Below are 22407 nucleotides of genomic sequence, written 5' to 3' on the forward strand. Positions count from 1 at the left end.
CTTTGCAGCACTCGTGCTGCTGTTATTTTTCCAGCTTTTCTGCCAGCCAGTAGGCGGACTTCCAAATGTCTCCCGCGCCCATGGTCAGCACCAGGTCGCCAGCTTGCAATTCCTTGACCAACTGCTCCTGCATCTGCTCCTTCGTCGGGATGTACTGCGCCCGCGGGTGGCTGTTGGTGCGGATTTTTTGAACTAGCACCTCAGAGCTTACCCCTTCGATTTTGGCTTCGCCAGCCGGGGAGTAAATATCCGTAACGATGACTTCGTCAGCCTGTGAAAAAGCACGGCTGAACTCATCCATCAGGAAATACGTCCGCGTGTAGCGCTGCGGCTGGAAGACAGCGATGACCCGTCGGCCGGACGCCTTGGCTCCGTTCAACGTCGCAATGATCTCTGTCGGATGGTGGGCGTAATCGTCCACCACGAGAATGTCGCGCGCCTCTCCGATGATCTGGAATCTGCGCTTCGCTCCCCGAAACGAAGTCAGTGCCTCGGCAATCTGTTCAAACGACAGCCCTGCATCCAGGCAGACGATGATCGCCGCCAGCGCATTGGCAATATTGTGCTTGCCCGGAACCGTCAGCGCGAGCGTCCCGAGCAGTTTTTCTCCATGATACACCTGGCATGTGCTGCGCCGATCTCCGCACTCGATCGACACGGCGCGAAACTCGGCCTGCGACACAAAAGCCGGATCGATCGCATACGTTACTACCGTGCCTGCGACAGACGGCATCACTTCGCGAACGTGCGAGTCATCTATGCACAAAATCGCTTTGCCGCCCGGCTTCAGATGACTCAAAAACTGGACGTACGCCTGTTTCAAATTGTTGAAATCGCCGTCGAAATGCTCCAGATGGTCCGGCTCGATGCTGGTCACGATTTCGTACATCGGTCTGTATTCCAAAAAGGAACCGTCGCTCTCGTCCGCTTCGGCAATGACAAAATCACTCGTCCCTGCCTTGGCGTTTGTCCCTGCATTCATCAGCTCTCCGCCAATGATGAAGGTCGGGTCTACCCCGCACTCCTCCAGTACGTGCGAAATCATGGAGGTCGTGGTCGTTTTGCCGTGTGCTCCGGCAACGGCTACACCTGTTCGTTCGTTCAAGATGCGGGCGAGCATTTGGGAACGGTGCATGACCGGGATTCCCTTCGCTTCTGCTGCGACTACCTCCGGATTGTCCTTGGGGATGCTGGTAGAGTAAACAATGATGTCTGCTCCCTCCACGTGGGCAGCATTATGGCCGATATGAACGACCGCCCCTCTCGCTTCCAGCTTCTTCGCCAATTCGTTCATGGCGACGTCGGAGCCGGTTACCTTGTATCCAAGGTCGATCAAGACGCGGGCAATGGCACTCATGCCATATCCGCCGATGCCCACAAAGTGGACGTGCCTAGCCTGATCCACCCTATTCACCTGCCTCTTCTACTGTAGTGGGAAAGAATGCGCGCACTTGGGCGATGAAGTAGAGCGAACCGCAGACGACCAACCAGTCATCCGCTTTCGCCGATTGCTTCTCCCGCATCCAAGAAAGGAGAAACGCTCGCCAGTCCGGGACGGCTTCGAGGTTTTCCTCCGCCCATCCGCCTTGCAAAAACGCATCGCGCAGCGTACTTGCCGCTGCTGCACGCGGAAAGTCAAATTCCGTCACGTTCAGCGACTTGATTTTCGCCTTTACGGGCGCCAGCGCTTTTGCCATCTCGGAAAGCGGCTTATCAGCCAAGCCGGAAAACAGCAGGTGCAGCCCTGCATCGTTCGGCAAAAGCCGCTCCAGGCTATTGGCGAGTGCTTCCATTCCCTCCTGGTTGTGTGCCCCGTCCAAGATCACAAGCGGTCTTGGCGAGACGACTTCTAGACGACCAGGCCAGCGTGTTTGTTGCAAACCACGGGATATTTCTTCTTCCTCCAGCAGGAAAGAGAAATAGTTGCGCAAGACATCAATGGTCATCAACGCGACCGCTGCATTTGCCGTTTGATGAATGCCGTTCATGGTCAAGCGATAGGTAGCTTCATGGCGCCGATGGATGCTGCTGTAGCGAATCCGCTGCTGCCCCAGCTCTTCTTCTACCTGTTCGGCAAAGAAATGCTCCTGCAAGCTGTACACGGTGCTTTTCGTCTCAGCAGCCCGCTCCTTGAGCACGGCGAGTATTTCCGGTCGGGTCTCGCCCGTGACGACAGGTACGCCCGGCTTGATGATGCCAGCTTTTTCGCGGGCAATCTCCTCCAAGGTATCGCCCAACACCTGTGTATGGTCCATGCCAATATTTGTGATAACGGAGACAAGCGGCAGCACGACATTCGTCGAGTCCAGCCGTCCTCCCAGCCCCGTCTCCCAGACGACGACAGCCGGTCTCGCCACTCTCGAAAAATAAAGAATGGCGATCAGCGTGATGACTTCAAACTCTGTAGGCGAGCCAAATTCCGTCTCGCGCTCGCAGCGCTCGATCAAGACCTTGACTTCATTCACCAGCCGGAGCAGATCGGCTTCCTCGATCATGCTCCCGTTGTAGCGAATGCGCTCGCGAAAATCTACCAGATAAGGCGAGGTGAACGTGCCGACACTGTAGCCGGCCTCCATCAGCATTTGCGTCAGGAACGCGCACGTCGAGCCTTTTCCATTGGTGCCTGCCACATGGATGAACGGGATTCTCCGTTCCGGATGGTCCAGTTGCTCAAGTACCCACTGCATTCTCTCAAGCCCCGGCCGCTGACCGAAGCGAAGCAGTCCATGCAGCCAGTCGAGCGCTTCTTTGTATTCAACAAATTGTGCTTCAGCATGCATACCAAAATGCTCCATTCTCAAAAATATGCGTTGGTACGGCGGATCATTCGCCCTTCAGTTCGGCAAGGCGAGCGATGACCTTATCCCGTTTTTCCATGTAGTCAGCCATTTTCGCTTTTTCTTCTTCCACGACTTTTTCCGGTGCCTTGGCCATAAAGCCGGCGTTGTTCAGCTTTTTCTCGATCCGCTCCACTTCGCCGTGCAAAGTAGCCAGTTCTTTTTCCAGTCGCTTCAGCTCTTGCTCGATGTCGATCAGGCCAGCCAGCGGCAAGAACAGCTCCGCTCCTGTCACAACCGCAGACATCGCCTTTTCCGGGATCGCCAGCTCCGCGCTGATCGTGAGCGTCTCCGGATTGCAGAAACGGGCGATGTACTCTTCGCCGCGCGCCAGACGAGCCGCAGAGGTCGCATCGCTTGGCTTAATCAACAGCTCGATTTTTTTGGACATCGGCACGTTTACTTCAGCACGGATGTTGCGCACGCTGCGGATAATTTCCATCAGCATGGTCATCTCGCTCTCCGCCTCGGTGAAAATCCATTGTTCGTTCACCGTCGGCCAAGGTGCTACGGTAATGCTCTCGCCTTGGTGCGGCAGCGCCTGCCAAATTTCCTCGGTGATGAACGGCATAAACGGATGGAGCAGCTTGAGCGTTTGGTCGAGCACCGTCACGAGCACGGATTGCGTCGTCTTTTTCGCTGCTTCGTCACTGCCGTACAGCGGCAGCTTCGCCATCTCGATGTACCAGTCGCACAGGTCATCCCAAATGAAGTTGTACAGCACGCGGCCCGCTTCGCCAAACTCAAATGCGTCGGACAGGCGCGTCACGTCAGCGATGGTCGCTTGCAGACGGGAGAGAATCCACTTGTCTGGCGTCGACAGCTCGCCGCTAAGATCAATGTCGTCGTACGTAAATCCGCTCAGGTTCATCAGGGCAAAGCGGGAGGCGTTCCAAATCTTGTTGGCGAAGTTGCGGTTCGCCTCGACTTTTTCCCAGTAAAAGCGCTGGTCGTTCCCTGGCGAGTTGCCTGTCGCCAGCGTGAAGCGCAGGGCATCCGCGCCGTATTTTTCGATCACTTCCATCGGATCGACGCCGTTTCCGAGCGACTTGGACATTTTGCGGCCTTCGGAGTCGCGGATAATGCCGTGAATCAGCACGGATTCAAACGGGCTTCTTCCGGTGAACTCAAGACCGGAGAACATCATGCGCGCTACCCAGAAGAAAATGATGTCGTAGCCGGTTACGAGGACGTTTGTCGGATAGAAATACTTCATGTCCTCGGACTCTTCCGGCCAGCCGAGCGTGGAGAACGGCCACAGACCAGAGGAGAACCAGGTATCGAGCACGTCGTTGTCCTGCTCCAGCTTGTGGCTGTGGCAGCTCGGACATTCGGTGACATCTTCGCGGGAGACGACGGTCTCGCCGCACTCTTGGCAGTACCAGGCGGGAATGCGGTGGCCCCACCAGAGCTGGCGGGAAATGCACCAGTCGCGAATGTTCTCGATCCAGCGCAGGTAGTTGGTCTTGAAGCGCTCCGGAACGAATTTGACGCTGTCTTCGCTGTTGGCGTTGGCAAGCGCGAGGTCAGCCAATGGCTGCATTTTCACGAACCACTGGGTGGACAAATACGGCTCTACAACGGCGTCGCTGCGCTCGCTGTGGCCTACCTGGTGGATGTGCTCCTCGATTTTGAACATGACGCCTTGCTCTGTCAGGTCTTTGATGATTTGCTTGCGGCAGGCAAAACGGTCCAGCCCTTTGTAGATGCCTGCCTGCTCGTTCATCGTGCCAGTCTCGTCCATGACGACGATTTGCGGCAGTTGGTGGCGCAGTCCCAGCTCGAAGTCGTTCGGATCGTGCGCAGGCGTGATTTTTACCGCGCCGGAGCCGAACTCTGGATCGACGTACGTATCCGCGACAATCGGGATTTCGCGACCGACAATCGGCAAAATGACGGTTTTTCCGATCAGGTGCTTGTAGCGCTCGTCTTCCGGATGGACAGCGACAGCCGTATCGCCCAGCATCGTTTCCGGACGGGTCGTCGCCACTTCGATGTAGCCTGTGCCGTCAGCGAGCGGATAGCGCATATGGTGCAGGGCGCCTTTTACTTCCTTGTAAATGACCTCGATATCAGACAGGGCGGTACGGGCAGCCGGGTCCCAGTTGATGATGCGGTTGCCGCGGTAAATCAGCCCTTTTTCGTACAGGCGGACGAATACTTCGCGCACAGCTTTGGACAAGCCTTCATCCATCGTAAAACGCTCGCGGGAGTAGTCCAGCGCAAGACCCAGCTTTTCCCACTGCTCGCGGATGTGCGAAGCGTAAATGTGCTTCCATTCCCATACTTTTTCGATGAACTTGTCGCGGCCGAGGTCGTGACGCGAGATGCCCTCTTCGCGCAGCGTCGCTTCTACGCGGGCTTGCGTAGCGATCCCGGCGTGGTCCATCCCGGGCAAAAACAGCGTACTGTAGCCTTGCATCCGCTTTGCGCGGGTGATGATGTCTTGCAGCGTCGTATCGAGCGCATGGCCCAAGTGCAGCTTGCCCGTCACGTTCGGAGGCGGGATCACGATCGTGAACGGACGCTTCTCCGGGTCGCGTTCCGCCTTGAAAAACTGCTTTTCGATCCAGTACGGATACCATTTGCTTTCGGCTGCCTTCGGGTCGTAGTTCTTCGGCAGCAATTGGTCGATGTCGGTTGTTGGCTGAGTTGACATGGGTAGGCTTCCTCCTCTAGGAAAAATAAAAAAACCCTTCATCCAAAGGACGAAAGGATTATTTCGCGGTACCACCTTTGTTAACATACGGCAAGAAGAGTCCAGCGTATGTTCCCTCAAACAAGATAACGGCTGCGAACCGCTTTTGGCTAGACACATCGTGTTCACCAAAAACAACTCCCGGGCGACCTTCAGTCCATCTCTCCTTAGAGAATCTTCCAGCAACTGATTCTCCTCTCTGCAAAGGGGTCCTGACCTACTCTTCCCGATCATCGTTGATTCGATATGTAATTGTGGTATCGTTGCCTTTGCTTATTATATACAATCACGCTGTTTCGCGTCAAACCCGGTTTCGCCCACTTTTCCCACCGTAATGCCCAGCGCCTCGGTAAAGCCCAGTACGCTTAAAATATCCAAAATTTCTTCGCGGACATTGACAATCTCTACCTGTTTGCCAGAAGCAAGCAGTTCTTTCGTCGTAAAATACAGACTTCCAATACCGGAAGAATCTACAAAGGATACACCTTGAAAATCGACGGTAACGGAATGATTGCGCCCTCCGTACTGCTGGAGCAATTCACCCACTCGATCTCCCACAGCCATGTCCAGCTCTCCGGCGAAAAACAGCGTAGCCTGTCCGTTCGTCTCTGTTGCTCGGTAGTCCATGCTCAAACTCCTCTCAATAGGTATCGGTGTAGCTGATTTTGTTCTCTCTCACTCATGTTACCCGCTTCACCCGACTTGCAAACATTTGGTATTTTCTCCAATGTTCATCAGCTTGTCAGCGCACACTCCAAAATCAGCTTCGTTCCAGCCGCCGTGCTGCTCAAATAAATCCGGTCACAGTATTGCAACATGACGTGAAAGCCCGCTCCCAGCGAATTGCGCGTCGAGAATCCTTGCTGCAACGTCGCCCGCGGCAAATCTTCGAGCAAAATGCCCTGGCCCTGGTCGTGGATGACCACCCGGCACAAATCTTGATCGTGGGCGATATAGAGCGTGATCGTTCCTCCGCTGCCGTGCTTGAGCGTGTTCGAAGCCGCCTCGTTGACGGCGACGAGAAAGTGCAAAAAACGTTTGGCGACAAACCCCAGCGGCTCCAGCGTGCGCTTGAACGACCTTCTGAGCAGAGCCAAATCCTCCGGCGCCTGAATGTCCATCGCGAGCGATTTGTGCCCCTCGCGCAGCAGAAAAAACAGCTCCTCGTCGCTTAGCAACAGCAGCTTGCCTGCCGTGACCACGCCGAGAATGTCTCTGTATATTTCCCACTCGCGCCGTTTTCTTCTGCGTTCTTCCGCGATGGCAGCCGTCACGTCAATCAGGGCGATCCCACAGGTGCGATCCGGCAAAATCGACGCGTACATTTCAAACACTTTTTTCCCGTCGTGACTGACAATCTGTTCCCGCAACGAGTTGCCGTGGACGGTCGCCTCACCAATCAGGCGCTGCATTTCCCCCTCGACATCGGGGGCCGCACGGTTCGAGCCGAGCGGACGCACTTTGCCATCGTCAAGCAGATAGAGGAAAATCGTCTCGATCTGGCGCAGGATGGACAGCTTCTGAAGCTCCTGCTTGATGAGACGGCCTCGCTCGTCATCCCGATCTTTATAACTATGCAATACGTCTGTAGGATTCAGCTCGTTGCACATATGCCACGTATGAAATTCTTCCAGAAGCAACCGTTCCAGCACTTCTTCCTTGCGCAAAACCTTCTCGATATCAACGACATAGTAAGGAACACCGTTGATTCCCTGCAGCCCGCTGCCGATAATGCGAAAATCGAAAGCGAGCTCGACCTCCATGCGTCCATGCAACTTTTTGGTCGGACTAAGCAGGCCGATAGCTGTCCGGCTGACTGCTATCAATTGGGCTTGACTTGTTTCCATTGTCGCAAGCTCCGTCACCTTCACCTTGCGCGGCGGCAGCACTTTTTGGGCAGACCCGCCGGAACGGAGCTCAAGAAGACAGTTGCGACAAGCGGGATTGTCCGGACACTGTTCACACAGAATCACCGTTCATCCTCCTATTCACGGGCGCTTCAGCTCGGGTACTCCATCAGTGCAGGAGTTTCACTTCTTCGTTGTCCGGCATGAGAGCCGGATTGAAACTGCAAAATCAAAACGGAGATGTCGTCTGTTTGCTGGCCTTGGCCCGTCATCGCCCACAGGTACGATTCGACGCGTTCCATCGTCTCTTCTTTGCCTGGCTCGTCCAGCAGGGCGGCAAGATCTTCGAGCAGGCCGTGAGAGCTGCGAAGCACGTCTTTTCTTCCCGTATCCAACAATCCATCTGTGTATAGTAGCAATATACCTTCTTCTAATAAGGGTACTTCTTCCAGTTGATAGGTGCTATCGGACAAAAGCCCTAGTCCTACCCCGCCCCGGCAGCGCAAGACGTTTTTTTGCGTGCTGGACAAATAGATCGGCTGCGGATGGCCCGCTCTGGCAAGCAGCAACTCGTGGCGGGTCGCATCGTAGACCGCGACAAGCATCGTAATGTACGAGCGGGTTTTCGCCAGATCGGCATACAGTAGCTGGTTTAGCCGCTGCAAAATTTCATCGGGTGACCAGCTCGTCTGCAAAACGGCGCGAACCGCAATCCGAATCCCCGTCGCCCAGATGCTCGCGGGCAAGCCGTGTCCCGATACGTCTGCCACGATAAAACAGGTGTAGCGCTCATTGATGCGCACAAAATCAATGTAGTCTCCCCCGACGTAGGTGACGGGCACGTAGACCGTCCTGGCGCGCAGGCCGTTCACTTGCCATTCCTCTTTTGGAATCAGCATCGACTGGATTCGGCGGGCCAGGCCCATTCCCAGCTCCAGCTCCTTCAGCTCTGTCGACTGATGTTCGTGCAGACACCGCAAGATCAGTCCTCTCACGTTCACAAGCAGCAGTTGAAAAAAGGACTGCTCCAGCTCTTTTGTCTCCATATCGTGCTCGCCGATAGCGGTTTGCGCCACCAGCCTGACGTACCGCGGCGTTTTGGCCGTGTCCCATTGCTCCGAGACGACGATGCGCTCCTCGATAAACTGGACCGCACCTCGATCGGCTCTTTTGCCGCGCTCGGTGTGAAAATAGACATCCCCCTGCTCGGACTCCCAGCTTATGCCCAAATAGACGAGCGTATGAATCTGGCCAAACCAGGCGTCGACAAGCTCGCTGGTCAACTGGTGAATGCTATCGTAATGGACGTCGCTCACGCTGATTTTGTTGCTGGCAATCAACAGTCCCTCATAGCTTTGCTTCAGTTCCCCGACGAGCGACAATTGCTGGTTCATCCATTCGGAATGCGCGAGCTGCTGGGTCAGCCTCGATTCGAGCGTGCTCACCGATGACAATGTCTCCGTCATCAAATAGTGATGGTCCCGATTGTTTAAGTATGCAAGAACACTCATGTAAGCTATGGCGACCGCCAGTCCCCCTTTAACATAAAGCGGCATCTCGGGCAGCGCGAGCAAAGACGCGGCTATGACCAGCAGAATGACCTGCACCATCCCCGTATGCTGCCGCGTGATCCTCTGCCAGTCCAGCAAAAGCTGCGACTCCACGTGTGCGCCTTCGCTCTCCGTCTTTTGGCGCAAGCGTCTGTGCGTCTGCAGCAAAAAGACAAGCGAGATGATCCCTGCGAGATACGTCCCTGTACAGACCGGCACCCCCAGCCCGTTGCCCCACCAGGCAAAAGACAGCACGAGCAAGCTGCCGATCCCCCAGGCCACCAGCCCGATGCCGTGCAGCAAAGACAGGTCAAACCCTCTCTGCGCTTGCCGTTGCAAGCCGTAGGATAAGCGAATCAAGTACACACCTGCACCTATTCCTGACAAGTAGAGTGCTATTTTCCAGATCATCTGCTCACCTTTACAAGTTCGTCCTGGCCTTCCTGCCCTATACGTTCCCGTTTCCTCCCATTCTCAAACCTGTGTCACAACTGGCGTAGAGAAAATACGCCTCGGGCGAAACCGGCCTTTGTCCGAGGAAATATAGACACTGTCCCAGGAAGCCTCGCATATGCTGAAATGAGGTGATATGCCGATGATGAATTTTCGCTGGAAGTATAACCCTACCTACCTGCGAATCAAATACGGGTGCAAACAAGTGCTGAGCCCTTTGATGATTTTTCAGTTCATCCGCACCGTCCTGTTTCCCACCTCGTTTGACGTGATTCTGCTCGGTCTGCTTGCCGTGCTGTACGTCGCCATCGTCCTGGAGTGGCTGTAAATGCAAAAAGCAACGCCCCACCTTGTGAGACGTTGCTCGTTAAAAGGCTTGCTGGACCCAGCGATGCAGACGCATCAGGCGGTCCATATCTTTTTCCAGGCGCTTCACCGCGTACAGCTCGCTCCACTCCCTGCGGTTGTGGTAGTAGATGTCGATGTCTCTCATGATCCGTTCCGGGTACGAGAGAAACGATGCCAACAGCTCGATTTCTTCCGGCCGCAACGGGAAGATGGCAGCGTAGCGATGATAAAGCTGGGAGGCGCCTGCTTCATCTCCCGCCAGTTGAAAATACGTCCGGTAAAACAGTGTGAGGTCGCGCACAGGCGTATCGAAGCTGGCCCGGTCAAAATTGAGCAGCTTTCCTTTGCCAAAGCGATCCGGCACGATATGCGCCGGATGCGGATAGCCGTGAATGAGCGACAAGCGAAAATGCGCATGCGTCTCGTGCCGCTCCTTCCAGTCCGTCAACAGCTCGGTCGCCGTCTGGCTCATCTCCGTAATAAACCCTTTGTTGGCCAAAAACACCAGGTCAAACGGCGACTGGTACTTCCGCCCTCCCGCTACCTCCGCCGCTTTTTCCATCTGGTTTTGCCAATACTGCCAACGGTTTAATAGCGAGTCGATCAGCGGCTCCACCTGCCGCGGGTCGTCAAAGCGGTAATTTTGCGTCAGATGGTGCAACTCCGCGAGCCGCTCGATCGCCGGGGTAGCCCAGGCCAGCGGCTGTTCGGTCCACTCCTCGTTCCCCGGCTGAAAGGGCGTCACGTAGTACAGCGAGTCCCCGAGCGCAACAAACGGATCGTCGAACTTCGTGTACGTGAACGGAACCGCCCCGTCCCAGCCGCGCTGCTGCAACTGGCGCAGCATGTCGCTTACGAAAACCAGCCGCTTGGCAGGCATATTGGACCGTTTGCAGACGTAGGAGCCATAGGGAGTCGCCGCCTTGTACACGTTCGGTTCCTTCAGCGGCTCGATGCTCTGCGCGTACATGTCGTACTCCTGGAACAACGGGTAGATCTCGTCATAGCGGCTCATGTACTCCCTCCCTCCTCGATTGCTCTGCCCGGTAGGCAATGTGCTGCAGCAGTTGGTCGACGGACTCCTGGATGCGCAGAGCCTGTTCAATCGCTTTGACAGAAGCCTCTTCCTTGCCTGCAACCCGCTTCGTATAAGCTTCGATGCTTCTGTACACCTCGCGCGGACGAGCCATGAAGGCGAGCAGCAAAATATAGTCTCCGTAACTGAGCGGCTTGACCTCCTCGTATCCGTCCAAAAAGGCGTCAATCTGGCCGATGTCTTTGTGCGTCAAGTAATGATCCCGCAAAAAGCTTGCCACATCGCGCTGCTGCACGGACAAAGCTGGCCGAAAAAAGCCCCGCAAGTACAGCTCGCCCTTCACCATGCCCCAATTGTCCCGCTGCAACTCCCGGTGCGACACGCTGACCGTATCCGGCGCTACGCTTTCATGCGAAAGCATGGCCGAGGAACGCTCCATGCGCTGCAGCATCGGCTGCATCAGCTCGGCTACCCACCTTTTTTCTCCCGGCTCGCGTCCGTGCTTGCTGCGGAACGCTTCGGCGAAAGCCTTGGTCCGCGTCCACTTTGCGTCGGCGGCGATCTGCTCCTGCTTCAAGTAATCCGCGCCGGAGAGAAGCGGACTCTCCTGCTGGGACAGATGCATCATCCCGATGACTCTGCCGCAGCTTCGGGCAAGTTCGGCGCGAGGCTCGCAGGCTTCGATGTGCCTGACGTGATCGGTCATCGTTACACCGCGCTTGCCCACAACCAGAAACGGCTTGGTGTCTCGCGTCCGTATAAACCTTTCCACTGCGCGAAACCCCTGACGAGCCAATCGCTCGCGCCAGGCAAACGACCAGCGCATCACATCCACACGCGGCCAGACGTGGAGTTCCTTGGGGCCCCGGTTAGTCTCCAGTAAATAGCAGTCATCGAGCGGCGTGATGCGGATCACGCGCGCTCGATAATGCTGGCACACTTCGGAGAGATCGATCTTATCCACGGTCCCCCACTCCTTTATTGTGGGATGTACAAAATTTGTCCCGCGACAACCTGCTCGGAAGCCAGCCTGTTCACTTCGACGATTTTGGAAACGGGCAGTTGGTATCTCTGGGAAATATGCTCCAGCGTTTCGTCGCGCTGGATGATGCACATTTTCAACTGGCTCGTGCTCTCCTCCTTGCGCCGCACAAAGGAAGTGAGATTTTGCATCGCCTCCACGGTCGCCGGGCTGGTGCTGACGGACGCGCTTTGCCGGGAGGAACTGGACGAGGATTCCGCCTCGATCGCCTGCGCTTCCTGCTTGGCGCGCGTAGCCTGCGAGAAAATCGACGTAATGTTGACGTTGCTCTGCTCTTCGCGGGATGCCTTGCCCGAGATGGCTACCTTGAGCTCTGTCTCCTCCACCGCTTCCGGCTGCGCGACTACCGGCTCTGCCGCTTCTTCCTCGCCGTCCGCATGCACTTCCTGCACCTGCTCCGCTTCGTAGAGAGACTCGGACTCGGCTGGATCGGTAGCGACCTGAGCGTAATCCACATCGTCCTGCTCGTGAATCGCCAAAATCGGCTCTTCTTTTTCCGGCTGCCTTTTGACAGGCTCTGTCGTCTGAATATCGCGATAGGCAAGCGCATCGTACGCCGGGGAATCATACTGGGCCTCTGCCTGCGCATCTGAGCCGTAGGCGGCCGGATTTGCGATCCAAGGCTGCTGCGATTCGCTCCTGGACACCTCCTGCACCTCGCCGTACTGCTCCTGCACTTCCCCGTATTGCTGCTGGTACTCCTCCTGCTGGTTGTAGGCGATCGCAGGGGCGTCGAACACGGAAGGCGATTCAGCCGAATCATAGGACGCCGGCAATGCTTCCCGCTCCAGCTCCTCCTCCAAAGCGCTCAGCTTTTCCTCGATTTCGTCCAGGGAAGAAGGCGCAGCGTGCGCTTGCAGCGTCTCGTCCGCTACACGGGCATACTCCCAGGCCTGTGCCCCCTCCGCTGACTCCTGGTTGGCGGAAGCCGGCTGTGTCTGACTGTCGCCGAGCAGTATCCCCATGATCTTCAGGTCGGCGTCAATCAACATTTGATGCGGGGATTCCAGCTTGTAGTCAAAGCTGTCCACGATGGCATAAATGTCGCCGATTTCCGCGATCCGGTCCAACGGAATGGTGATGTTCAACGGTATGCGATGGCCGATCTGTTCCTCCCAGCCGTATTGCGCCTCCTCCGACACTTCCTGGCGAAATGGCGGAAAAGTGAAGGCCTCAACCAGCGTTTCCGTCCCGCCGCTGTTCGCTTCTGCGGCTTCCCTGATCGGCTCGTATTTTCCTACCAATTGCAAGCAGCCCGTGATGGAGACGTAGGAGTCGTTTTCCAGAACCTCTACATCGGGTACCAATTCCAGCTCTTGCAATTCGCCGATTCCGGCTCTATCGGATGAGAGGAAAATGGTCTCCTTGATGGCAAACGAAAGCAGCCCATCCTGTAACGCCATTCGTGCTCCTCCTTTTTCGAAAACTTGGCTTCGCCAAGCTTTTTTTGGGCGACGCCTTGTTGCGCCAAGGTCGATACTCAAGGCAACCCGCCTTTTCTCGACCAAGTGCAGGACATTTCCCTATACTATATGGACAGGACGAGCCGTTTAGCACCGAAAAAAGGAAAAACCGGGGTTATCTCCCCGGTTGCACAGATGCGATCAATTCCGAAACGGCTTTTTTTCCTTGCGCGATACAATCAGGCACGCCCACTCCGTCGTAGGAGGCGCCTGCCACCAGTACCCCCGGCAAATTCGTTTGCAACTTCTGCTTCACATCTTTCACCCACGCCTGATGGCCGACTACGTACGGAATCGCATTTTGCAGGCGCGTCACGCTGTAAAACTCGGGCTGCTGGCGAATCGTCATGATCTTGCGCAAATCGCGCAGCACGACCTCCAAAATCTCCTCGTCGCTCATCTGCATGAACGATTGCTCTGTCGCTCTTCCGACAAAGCTGCGCAAGAGCGCTTTGTTTGGCGGCGCCATGTGCGGCCATTTGCGATGCGCCCACGTGCACGCCGTGATCGTCGCGCCCGAGTGCCGCGGCACGATGAAGCCTGTCCCTTCCATCCCCAGCTCGATCCCGCTCTCCGGAAATGCCATCGCAATCGTCGCCACCATGTGCGGCTTGGCGGTCGGCAGAGCAGGCACGCTGGCGTACGGCCTGAGCAGAGGCTCCGAAACCGCGTGCGGCACGGTGAACAAGACAGCGTCCGTCTCGATCACCTGGCCGTTTTTCAAAACGAGGGTGTACTTGCCGTTCGGCTGCTTTTCCAGCTTGGCTATCCCGCTGTTTTTTTGCAACACTTCACTAGGCAAGCTTTTTTCGATGCCTTCCACGAGCGACTGCAATCCGTTCGCGAGCGTCAGGAAAATGCCTTTTGGCTTGCCCTGCGCCTTCGCCTGCGGGCGGGAATGCTTCATCGCCAAAATCAGGCTGCGATGCTGCTTTTCCATTTGCGCGAACTGCGGGAAGCTCGCGAGCAAGCTGAGGTTGTCGAGATCGCCGGAGTAGACGCCGGACAAAAGCGGCTGAATCAGGTTGTCAATGACCTCGTCACCGAGCCTGCGCCGAAAAAACTCCCCTACGGAAATGTCTTCGTTGCCTTTGGAAGCGGGCAAAATCAGATCAAGCGCTGCGCGAATTTTGCCCGGCCAGGAGATCAGGTCGGTCGTCACAAAAGGCATCAGCCTGGTCGGCACGCCCATCACGGCCCCTTCCGGAATCGCCATCAGCCGATCCTTGTGCCAGATGTACGCCTGCCCCGTACTGTTGCGAACCAGCTCATCGGCAAGCCCGAGGTCAGCCGCCAGCTCGCCTGCGCTTGTTTTCCGCTCCAAAAAGGAATCCGGGCCCAGCTCGATGACGAACCCTTCGTGCCGCCACGTCTTGATTTTGCCGCCAAGACGGTCCTGTTCCTCGATCAGTTGAAAGCGGATCGGCAGGCGCTTCGCCTCGATCTCCCTTTGCAAGTAAAAAGCAGCGGTCAATCCAGTGATGCCGCCGCCCACAATCGTGACATGACAAGCTTTCTCGTTCATGTGCTTCATCCCCTAGTTCGCCAGCTTTTTCCCGACGGCATCAGCCAGACAGGAGATAAACGCAGGTCTGGCGTTAGGCATCGGCGGACGATGGTAATGAACACCCAGCTCTTCCGTTACTGCCTTGCACTCCATATCGTTGTCGTACAAAACTTCCAGATGCTCCGCTACGAAGCCGACCGGGCAGTAGACAAAGGAGCGATAGCCATGCGCCTCGTACAGCTCTCGCGTCAAATCCTGGACGTCCGGGCCGAGCCACGGCTCCGGCGTATTGCCGGCGCTCTGCCAGCCGATGGCGTACCGGGCAATCCCTGCCTGCTCGGCGATCAGCTTGGCGGTATCCTCCAGTTGCTGCGGATACGGGTCCCCGGATTTCAAGATTTTTTCCGGCAGGCTGTGCGCGGAGAAGATGACTACGGCCTGTTCGCGTTCTTCGGCTGGCATCGAGGCAAACGTGTCCTCGATCGCTTTTGCCCAGTACTCAATGAAGCCCGGCTCCCTGTACCAACTGTCGATGCTCTTGATTGTCGGTCCGCCGATCGCTTGCGAATGCTCGCAAGCTCTGCCGTTGTATTCTTTGACGCTGTAGCTGGAGTAATGCGGAGCGAGCACCAGGCTGATCGCCTCGGTAATCCCGTCGCGCTTCATTTGCTCCACCGCATCCTCCACGAACGGCGCAATATGCTTCAGCCCCAGGTAGCCGACAAACTCCCGGTCCGGGTAGCGCTCGTTCATTTCCCGCTCCAGCGCGCGCACCTGCTCGTCCGTGATGTCCGCAAACCGATTCAGGCCGTCTACCGCCTCATAGCGCGCCCGCAGGTCGTCAAGCAGCTCCTGCGGCGGCTTGCGGCCACGGCGAATGTGCGTGTAGTACGGCTCAATTTCTTCTGGACTGCGCGGCGTTCCATACGCCATCAGCAAAAGCCCTGTTTTTGGCTTTGACATCTCATACCCCTCCTGGTCACACGTCCCTTTTGTAGCTATGGATGAATGCGGTCAGTTTTTGCAACGTTTCTACTTTGGCGTCAGGGAATACACCGTGCCCCAGATTGAAAATGAATCCCGGCTGCTTCGTGCCTTCGTCGAGAATTTCTTTTGCTTTGGCTTCGAGCTTCTCCCACGGAGCAAGCAACAGCGTCGGGTCGAGGTTGCCCTGCAACGTCTTGGTCACGCCCATGTTGCGCGCAGTCGTAATCGAGGTGCGCCAGTCCAGACCGACAACATCGACAGGCAAGCGGTTCCAATCCAGCAAAAGATGGCCTGCCCCGATTCCGAAGTAGATCGTCGGCACTCCGGTTTCTTTCAGCGCCTGGAAAATTCGCGTCATCACAGGCGTTATGTACTCGCGGTAATCTTCGTCGTTCAATGCGCCTACCCAGGAGTCAAACACCTGTACCGCTTGGGCGCCGGCCTTGATCTGTGCCTTCAGATAGGTGATCGTCATGTCGCCGAGCTTTTCCATCAATGCCTGCCACGCAGCAGGTTCGGTGTACATGAACGCCTTTGTCTTGTGGTAATGCTTGGAAGGACCGCCCTCGATCATGTAGCTGGCGAGCGTGAATGGCGCTCCCGCAAAGCCGATCAGCGGAACAGACAACTGCTCGCGCAACAGCTTGATCGATTCCAAAATATACGGCACGTGCGTTTCCGGCTCCAGATCGAGCAGACGCTCTACATCCGCCAACGATTCAATCGGATTGCCGATCACAGGCCCAATTCCCGACTCGATGTTCACGTCGACTCCAATCGGCTTTAGCGGCGTCATGATGTCGGCAAACAAAATCGCAGCATCCACGCCCAACTGCTCGACAGGCAGACGGGTCACTTCGGCGCATACTTCCGGTATGTAGTTCATCTCAAAAAAGCTATACTTCGCGCGGATGGCGCGGTATTCGGGCTGATAGCGTCCGGCTTGGCGCATGTACCAGACAGGGACACGCTCTGTCGCCTCTTTGCGGCATGCTTTCAAAAACGTATCGTTAAATGGTTTGGAAGTCATGAATAAACCTCTCTTTGCACAATAATCTATCCCACCAATATGATACCACTGGGCATTCGACAAGTAATGGCTCTTTTGTGTCAAAATCTTTTCGTTTCGCGCGTTTCCAATCCTATCCATCATTGTTGCCAAACTTCTTCTATTGAATGCGGATATCTCCCGTAGAAGTCTTCACGGACAGCTTTGGACCGCCAGTCCCTACGGAAGCCTTGATGTTTTGCTCTTCTCTTTTCGCATAGGAAAGGGTGGCCCATTTGACCTCGATGTCGCCCACGTCGGATGCCAGCTCCAACTGCGCTGCTTCCGGCTGCTTTTCCACCGCAATCCGCACATCGCCCGTATCCGTGCGCACGGTTACATCGCGCGTCAACTCGGGCAAGACGAGTTTGTCGATTTCGCCCGTGGAGCTGTCGATGTTCAGGCTGGCGCGAATACCGGCCAGCTTCAGATCGCCCGTATCTGTCCGCACGTCCAGGCGCTCTCCGGCATACCCGGTCAAATCGACATCACCTGTGCTGGACGACACTTCCCCCGTTTTCGCCGTGAGCGCTCCGCTTTTGATATCCCCCGTAGCCGTTTCCAGCCGGATGCTCTCGTACTCTTTTTCCGGCAGCATGATTTCCAGCTTCAACTCCCCGCTACCTGGATAAAACAGGCTGACGTGCAGCTTTTCCTGCACCTGGACGCGCAAGGTTCCGTCTTCCGTGACCTCGCTCGTCCATTGCAGCCGTTCCTTTTGCTGCTCCGAGATTTCCCCTGTCAGACGCACGGTCGCTTGTGCCGCTTTCGTAGGCGTGATGACGAGATCCGCTGTTCCCGTCTCTACGGCCACCGCCTTGAACGGCTGCTCGATGATGCGCTGCTCCTCTATTTTCTTTAAGGAAAACGCGAAGTGCTCCTGCTTGGCAAACAGCCAGACGAGCCCGCACACTCCCACGACAAACAGCAGCAAGCTTATGCCGAACAGCTTTTTTCCCCAATTCTTCATCTTATTTCCCCCTAATCATCTGCACGTTAAACTGCAGATACTTCAGGAACAGACGGTACAGCCACTTCGTCAGCCGCAGCAAGCCTACCGCCAGCATTCCCCCCAGCCCAAGCGAAACGAGACTTCCGAACAAAAGCAAAAGCCGTTCCTGAGACGGCGCGGGAAACCCGTATTCCATCAAAATGCCGAGCGGCGCCACCAAAAGCGACAAGGAGACGGCGTAGCAGGCGATCAGCACGCCGATCAGCGCGAAAAACGGCCCCAGGACGAACACGAGGTTGAAAAAGCCCAAACTGATCGTGGCAATGATCGCTCTGGACATGTTGCCCACGGACGCATTGGACTGCGCCTGATCGATCCGGTAGCCCGCAAGCAGCTCTCTCGCCAGCGCTTTGGGGCTGCCCAGGCTGTCGGCAATTTCGTGTTCGCTTTTCCCCTGCTTGATCCCGATCAAAAAATGTTCAGTATAATCAGCGAGAATGTCCAGACGCTCCTTGTCCGGCAAATCGCCAAGCAATGCCCCCAACTCGTCCATAAACTCACGCCTTGTCATAGCCCAGTCCCTCCTCTATCATTTCGTTGACGCCGCGATTGAATATTCGCCATTCCAGCACGAGATCGTTCATGTACTGTCTCCCCCGCTCCGTTAGCTGATAATATTTTCGCGGCGGCCCTTCTTGCGACTCTGCCAAATAGGTTATGAAAAAGCCTTCCTGGGTCAAGCGCCGCAGCAAAGGATACACCGTCCCTTCGGCGATATGAAACCGCTCCGAGATGCTCGCAACCAGTTCGTAGCCGTATCTGTCCTGCTTCGCTGTCAAAACGAGAACACACAGCTCCAGGACCCCTTTTTTAAACTGTACGTTCAATGCACATCACCCATGTCAAAGCTTACCAAAGAGGTACTGTATATTGCAAGGTACTTTATGATATAAGAGGACAGGGAGCCGGCTTTTCTCCCTGTCCTCTCTCACACGCATGTTTTCCCTGCCAGCTTATTTTACTTCGACGATGCGGCCTTCTACTTTCGGATTGACCACTTTGCGCTTCATCAGACCTTCTTCCACGATGCTGTACATGGACAAGCCTGTGTTGAAGAACGGCTTTTTGAACGATTCATAGCCGTCTCCACCTGCTGCCAAAAAGTCGATGGTCGCGACTTTGTACGTTTTGGTCAGATCAAGCGGCTTGTCGCCAACCTTCACTTCCAGAACACGCTCGCCTGCAGGCTTGGTCGGGTTGTACGTAAAGCTCATGCCGCTGATTTGCGGGAAGCGTCCTGCGCCTGTTCCCACCTGGCTCACGCCGTTCTCCAGCGCTTGCTTCAGCTCTGCCCCTGTCACTTCCACGATCGCCAGCGTGTTGTTTTCGAACGGAAGCAGCGTGTACAAGTCTTTTTTCGTGATGTCGCCTGCCGCAAGCTGCGTGCGGATACCGCCGCCATTTGCCAGCGCTACATCCGCTTCGTATCCTTTGATGGATTGCGTGCGCTCGAGCATGATGTCGGTAATCAGGTTGCCGACGTTCGTTTCCTTCGCCCGGACAAGCGTGCGGTCGCCATCGAGCGGAACCTCGGATTTCGCAATCACCACATTCATGACGGTATCAATTTTTTTCACAATTTCCTGAACCATTTTGTCAATTTCCGGGTCTGCCACGACGGATTCATCGTATTCTTTCAGACCGCCGCTGAACGCTACCAGCTCTTTGCCCAAATAGTACAGGTCAGCGCGTCCGAGCGATTTGCCGTACTCCCAGTCTTGGACGATGTAGGTGCCGTTTACCAGCTCAGGCGTTGTCAGCGGAGTATGGGAGTGGCCGCCGACGATCAGGTCGATGCCAGGCACGTTTTTCGCGATTTCGCGGTCTACGTCCACCCCGATGTGGAAACGACGATGACGTGATCTACTTCTTTTTTCAGCTCAGGGACAACGACTTTCGCTACCTCGACCGGATTATTGAAGGTCAGGCCCTTGACGTTGTCAGGGTGTGTCAGCACAGGCGTGTCTTCCGCGACAAAGCCGACGAACCCGAACTTTTTGCCGCCGATCTCCGCCTTGAAGGTCGGCAACAGCAACTCTTTGCCATCCGCCTTGAACACGTTTGCGGAAATGACCGGATGCTCCAGCATGTCGCGCAGCTTAAGCAGTTGCTCGTAGCCGAAGTCAAACTCGTGGTTGCCCGCAGCCATCACGTTGTAATCGAGGCTGTTCAGGATCGGAACGACAGACTCTCCTTTGAACTGGTTCACGAAAATGGTGCCTTGGAACGTATCACCCGCGTCCAGCAAGAGGAAGTTGTCGTTTTCCGCGCGCCATTCCTTCAGCAAGGTCGCGATTTTGGCAAAGCCGTATTCCTTTTGCGTTTTGTCTTCCTGGATGTGTCCATGCGTATCGTTTGTATGCGCGATCGTGATGTGGGTCGTTGCCGCATCGCCCAACGCCTGGAAAAATTCGCCGCGCGTCACGGTCGCTTTATTGTCGAGCGCGATTTTGTAGCCGAGCTTTTCGGCCACTTGCGCCAGCTTCGCGGAGGTCAGCACTTGACCCGGATTTTTGAAGTCGTCCTGGCTTACCGCGCCCTGTCCTTTTGCCCAGTCCAGATAAGGAGTCGCCCAGTGCGCGCCTTTTGCTGCTGCCCCGATTTGTGCGCCTTTGAGCTTGGAGAAAACAACCGCTGCCTCCGCAAGCGTAACAGCGCGATCCAGAGCCAAATCGCCATTTTGTCCGGCGGTGACGATCGCTTTTTTCACCATCCAGTCCACGTGCTTGACCGGATGCAGCGGAGCCGCGAGTGCAGAGGTAGACAAGAGCGATGCAAATACGACAGATGCAAACGCTGTCATCATAATTCGACGTGCTTTTTTCATTCTCTAATTCCCCTCTCGTATATGGAAAAATAGATAGGATATCTCTTTTATTATAGCAAAATTTGCTAGGACAATGGTGCGCTTTTCCTGTTGTTTTCGACAAAGCCGCCGATCGCTTCGGCAAGCTGTTCCGGCGCTTCGAGCATTCCCATGTGCCCTGCATCCGGCAAAAGCGCTTCGACAACGTTGCTTTTTTGTACCGTAAACGTTTTGGCTACCGGAATGATCTGGTCCTCTGCGCCTGCGACCAACAGCACTGGGAGCGTCGTTTCCCGCAGGACGTGATTGCGGTCTTTTCGATCGCGCATGGCATACAACGTCTGAATCGCCCCGATCGGGCTGGTCGCGACGCCTATTTCTTTGACAGCCTGGACTTCCGCTGTCATCGACGCGACATGCTGCGGGGCAAACAGTTTGGGGACGAGCGCCTTGATAAACGGCTCCATGCCGTGTTCGCGAATGCTGTCGGCTCCTTTGTTGCGATTGGCCTTGGCCGCCTCGTCGTCGGGATATGGCGTGGAATGAACCAGTCCGAAGCTGAGCAGCTTGTCCGCGTAGTTTTCGGCAAAAGCGAGCGTAATGTAGCCGCCGAGCGAGTGCCCGAACAGGTGGAACTTGTCCAGACCCGCTGCCGCTGCAAAAAGCGCAATGTCTTCGGCGAACCGTTCCATCGAATACGCTTCATCCGGCGCGGAGCTATGTCCGTGGCCGCGCAAATCGACGGCGATCACGCGATGCGAGCGGGCCAACAGCGGCACCAGCTTGTCCCAATAATGCAGGCTGCCGCAGAAGCCGTGCAGCAAGATGAGCGGCTCTCCTGCTCCTTCCTCCACATACGCGAGCTGGACGCCGTTTGTCAGTTGTGCTTCTTTTTTCATCTGAATCTGCTCCTTTCTGCTTTCGTTTCCGTCTTTTTTGCTTGCCAGCAGATTTTGCTGTCTGTATGATTGGAAAAAATGCCCACAACCGAATTTGGTAAAGAGAGGTGCTTGACTCGTTGATTCAGACAATAGCAGATTCCGTCGCCGGCCCAGATGGACAGAGCATTCCTTATACCTTGATCCAGGCGGGCGAGTCACCGTCCCGCGCACTTTGCTTTTTCTTTCCCGGCGCCAGCTATTCCTTCGACAAACCGTATTTGTACTATTCGACGATGCTTTTTTTGCGCAAGCAGGTAGATATCGTCCACGTACACTATTCGTTCGGACAAGACAACGCGGCCTTTTGGAACAGTCCATTCGCCGAAAAAAGCGCGTGGCTGCAAGCAGACGCAAAGCGGCTTGTCTCTCATGTGCTCGGCAAGCGGGCGTACGAACAAATTTTTTTCCTCGGAAAGTCTATCGGGACGATTCCGATTGCGTGCGGCCTGCTCCATGCCTCTGCGTTTTCCCGCACGTCAGCCGTTCTGTTGACGCCCTTGCTGACAGAGGAATCGCTCGTAGCCGATCTGCTCTCTGTCAAGCAGCAAGTACTGCTTGTCTCCGGCACGCAAGACCCTTACTACCAGCCAACTGCGCTTGAAAAAATAGCCTCCTCCAGGCCAAACGTTCGTCTTTATCTGCCTGACGGGGCCAAGCATTCCTTGGACGTGGGACTTGATGTTTCCCGTTCTCTGGCCGTATTGCAGTCGGTCATGGACGAACTGGACAGCTTTGTAGAACGGGAGCTGGACGCCCACGCCGGAAGCTGACAGCGACCACCTGGCAGAGCGCGGTTCAGGCAAAATGCTTGGAAACTCGCTTCAACGCTTTT

The 22407-nt window shown here is 55.8% G+C and carries 18 protein-coding genes, 1 pseudogene and 1 other annotated feature; of the genes and pseudogenes, 2 read left to right on the forward strand and 17 right to left on the reverse strand.

Annotated features, from left to right (window positions below; translation table 11 throughout):
- Positions 1-22: 22 nt before the first annotated feature.
- From murC to AC3WQH_RS08550, 6 genes are all read right to left on the reverse strand, one after another.
- Complete coding sequence (gene murC / locus AC3WQH_RS08525; protein ID WP_005826492.1) at positions 23-1405, reverse strand: UDP-N-acetylmuramate--L-alanine ligase; 1383 nt, start codon at positions 1403-1405, stop codon at positions 23-25.
- 1 nt (position 1406) lies between these two features.
- Positions 1407-2780 (reverse strand): bifunctional folylpolyglutamate synthase/dihydrofolate synthase, encoded by a 1374-nt coding sequence (locus tag AC3WQH_RS08530; protein WP_005826495.1) that lies wholly within the window; start codon positions 2778-2780, stop codon positions 1407-1409.
- Positions 2781-2823: 43 nt separating this feature from the next.
- Positions 2824-5496, reverse strand: a complete 2673-nt coding sequence (locus AC3WQH_RS08535; protein ID WP_290426194.1) for a valine--tRNA ligase — start codon at positions 5494-5496, stop codon at positions 2824-2826.
- Positions 5497-5538: 42 nt separating this feature from the next.
- Positions 5539-5778: a binding site (T-box leader), on the reverse strand.
- Positions 5779-5811: 33 nt separating this feature from the next.
- Positions 5812-6162, reverse strand: coding sequence for an STAS domain-containing protein (locus AC3WQH_RS08540; RefSeq protein ID WP_005826498.1), 351 nt, complete (start codon positions 6160-6162; stop codon positions 5812-5814).
- Positions 6163-6269: 107 nt separating this feature from the next.
- Positions 6270-7508, reverse strand: a complete 1239-nt coding sequence (locus AC3WQH_RS08545; RefSeq protein WP_005826500.1) for an ATP-binding protein — start codon at positions 7506-7508, stop codon at positions 6270-6272.
- A gap of 26 nt (positions 7509-7534) precedes the next feature.
- Positions 7535-9343 carry a PP2C family protein-serine/threonine phosphatase gene (locus AC3WQH_RS08550; RefSeq protein ID WP_290426193.1) on the reverse strand — a complete coding sequence of 603 codons (1809 nt, stop codon included), beginning with the start codon at positions 9341-9343 and terminating at the stop codon, positions 7535-7537.
- 184 nt (positions 9344-9527) lie between these two features.
- Here AC3WQH_RS08550 and AC3WQH_RS08555 point away from each other — a divergent pair, with 184 nt between their 5' ends.
- Entirely contained in the window at positions 9528-9713 is a 186-nt protein-coding gene (locus AC3WQH_RS08555) for a YszA family small membrane protein (protein WP_290426192.1), read from the forward strand.
- A 39-nt stretch (positions 9714-9752) separates the two neighbouring features.
- On the opposite strand, the gene AC3WQH_RS08560 is transcribed toward AC3WQH_RS08555, so the two are convergent.
- The 11 genes and pseudogenes from AC3WQH_RS08560 to AC3WQH_RS08610 form a co-directional block, all read right to left on the reverse strand.
- The gene (locus AC3WQH_RS08560) at positions 9753-10748 is read right to left on the reverse strand and encodes a protein kinase family protein (protein WP_007782449.1); all 996 of its coding nucleotides are present in this window, start codon (positions 10746-10748) and stop codon (positions 9753-9755) included.
- Entirely contained in the window at positions 10735-11733 is a 999-nt protein-coding gene (locus AC3WQH_RS08565) for a hypothetical protein (RefSeq protein WP_005826512.1), read from the reverse strand. Before AC3WQH_RS08565 ends, AC3WQH_RS08560 begins: the two co-directional genes overlap by 14 nt.
- A gap of 14 nt (positions 11734-11747) precedes the next feature.
- Positions 11748-13214 carry a LysM peptidoglycan-binding domain-containing protein gene (locus AC3WQH_RS08570; protein ID WP_025847016.1) on the reverse strand — a complete coding sequence of 489 codons (1467 nt, stop codon included), beginning with the start codon at positions 13212-13214 and terminating at the stop codon, positions 11748-11750.
- Positions 13215-13389: 175 nt separating this feature from the next.
- Positions 13390-14799: a protoporphyrinogen oxidase gene (hemY, locus tag AC3WQH_RS08575; RefSeq protein ID WP_005826515.1), complete on the reverse strand. Its 1410-nt coding sequence runs from the start codon at positions 14797-14799 to the stop codon at positions 13390-13392.
- Between the two features lie 12 nt (positions 14800-14811).
- Positions 14812-15744, reverse strand: a complete 933-nt coding sequence (gene hemH, locus AC3WQH_RS08580; RefSeq protein ID WP_005826517.1) for a ferrochelatase — start codon at positions 15742-15744, stop codon at positions 14812-14814.
- Between the two features lie 16 nt (positions 15745-15760).
- The gene (gene hemE, locus AC3WQH_RS08585) at positions 15761-16798 is read right to left on the reverse strand and encodes a uroporphyrinogen decarboxylase (protein WP_005826518.1); all 1038 of its coding nucleotides are present in this window, start codon (positions 16796-16798) and stop codon (positions 15761-15763) included.
- Positions 16799-16937: 139 nt separating this feature from the next.
- On the reverse strand, positions 16938-17786 hold the full coding sequence (locus tag AC3WQH_RS08590) for a DUF4097 family beta strand repeat-containing protein (RefSeq protein ID WP_005826520.1): 849 nt from the start codon (positions 17784-17786) through the stop codon (positions 16938-16940).
- A gap of 1 nt (position 17787) precedes the next feature.
- Positions 17788-18339 carry an HAAS signaling domain-containing protein gene (locus tag AC3WQH_RS08595; protein ID WP_005826522.1) on the reverse strand — a complete coding sequence of 184 codons (552 nt, stop codon included), beginning with the start codon at positions 18337-18339 and terminating at the stop codon, positions 17788-17790.
- Positions 18326-18655, reverse strand: coding sequence for a PadR family transcriptional regulator (locus AC3WQH_RS08600; RefSeq protein ID WP_005826524.1), 330 nt, complete (start codon positions 18653-18655; stop codon positions 18326-18328). Before AC3WQH_RS08600 ends, AC3WQH_RS08595 begins: the two co-directional genes overlap by 14 nt.
- 126 nt (positions 18656-18781) lie before the next feature.
- Positions 18782-20655: pseudogene (locus tag AC3WQH_RS08605) on the reverse strand (bifunctional metallophosphatase/5'-nucleotidase).
- Positions 20656-20720: 65 nt separating this feature from the next.
- A complete protein-coding gene (locus AC3WQH_RS08610; RefSeq protein WP_492331984.1) occupies positions 20721-21533 on the reverse strand; it encodes an alpha/beta fold hydrolase in 813 nt (270 codons plus the stop codon).
- A 119-nt stretch (positions 21534-21652) separates the two neighbouring features.
- Between AC3WQH_RS08610 and AC3WQH_RS08615 the strand changes: the two genes are divergently transcribed.
- Positions 21653-22345: an alpha/beta hydrolase gene (locus AC3WQH_RS08615; RefSeq protein ID WP_005826529.1), complete on the forward strand. Its 693-nt coding sequence runs from the start codon at positions 21653-21655 to the stop codon at positions 22343-22345.
- Positions 22346-22407: the final 62 nt, after the last annotated feature.

This window comes from Brevibacillus sp. FW301-21C12A, assembly GCF_058788915.1.

Bases quoted from the DNA above. Each gene is read 5' to 3' on its own strand.
- AC3WQH_RS08540 (WP_005826498.1), bottom strand. From the start codon at position 6,162: ATGGACTACCGAGCAACAGAGACGAACGGACAGGCTACGCTGTTTTTC.
- AC3WQH_RS08570 (WP_025847016.1), bottom strand. From the start codon at position 13,214: ATGGCGTTACAGGATGGGCTGCTTTCGTTTGCCATCAAGGAGACCATT.
- hemH (WP_005826517.1), bottom strand. From the start codon at position 15,744: ATGTCAAAGCCAAAAACAGGGCTTTTGCTGATGGCGTATGGAACGCCG.
- AC3WQH_RS08595 (WP_005826522.1), bottom strand. From the start codon at position 18,339: ATGACAAGGCGTGAGTTTATGGACGAGTTGGGGGCATTGCTTGGCGAT.
- AC3WQH_RS08610 (WP_492331984.1), bottom strand. From the start codon at position 21,533: ATGAAAAAAGAAGCACAACTGACAAACGGCGTCCAGCTCGCGTATGTG.
- AC3WQH_RS08590 (WP_005826520.1), bottom strand. From the start codon at position 17,786: ATGAAGAATTGGGGAAAAAAGCTGTTCGGCATAAGCTTGCTGCTGTTT.
- hemE (WP_005826518.1), bottom strand. From the start codon at position 16,798: ATGACTTCCAAACCATTTAACGATACGTTTTTGAAAGCATGCCGCAAA.
- AC3WQH_RS08560 (WP_007782449.1), bottom strand. From the start codon at position 10,748: ATGAGCCGCTATGACGAGATCTACCCGTTGTTCCAGGAGTACGACATG.
- AC3WQH_RS08555 (WP_290426192.1), top strand. From the start codon at position 9,528: ATGATGAATTTTCGCTGGAAGTATAACCCTACCTACCTGCGAATCAAA.
- AC3WQH_RS08530 (WP_005826495.1), bottom strand. From the start codon at position 2,780: ATGCATGCTGAAGCACAATTTGTTGAATACAAAGAAGCGCTCGACTGG.
- AC3WQH_RS08550 (WP_290426193.1), bottom strand. From the start codon at position 9,343: ATGATCTGGAAAATAGCACTCTACTTGTCAGGAATAGGTGCAGGTGTG.
- hemY (WP_005826515.1), bottom strand. From the start codon at position 14,799: ATGAACGAGAAAGCTTGTCATGTCACGATTGTGGGCGGCGGCATCACT.
- AC3WQH_RS08535 (WP_290426194.1), bottom strand. From the start codon at position 5,496: ATGTCAACTCAGCCAACAACCGACATCGACCAATTGCTGCCGAAGAAC.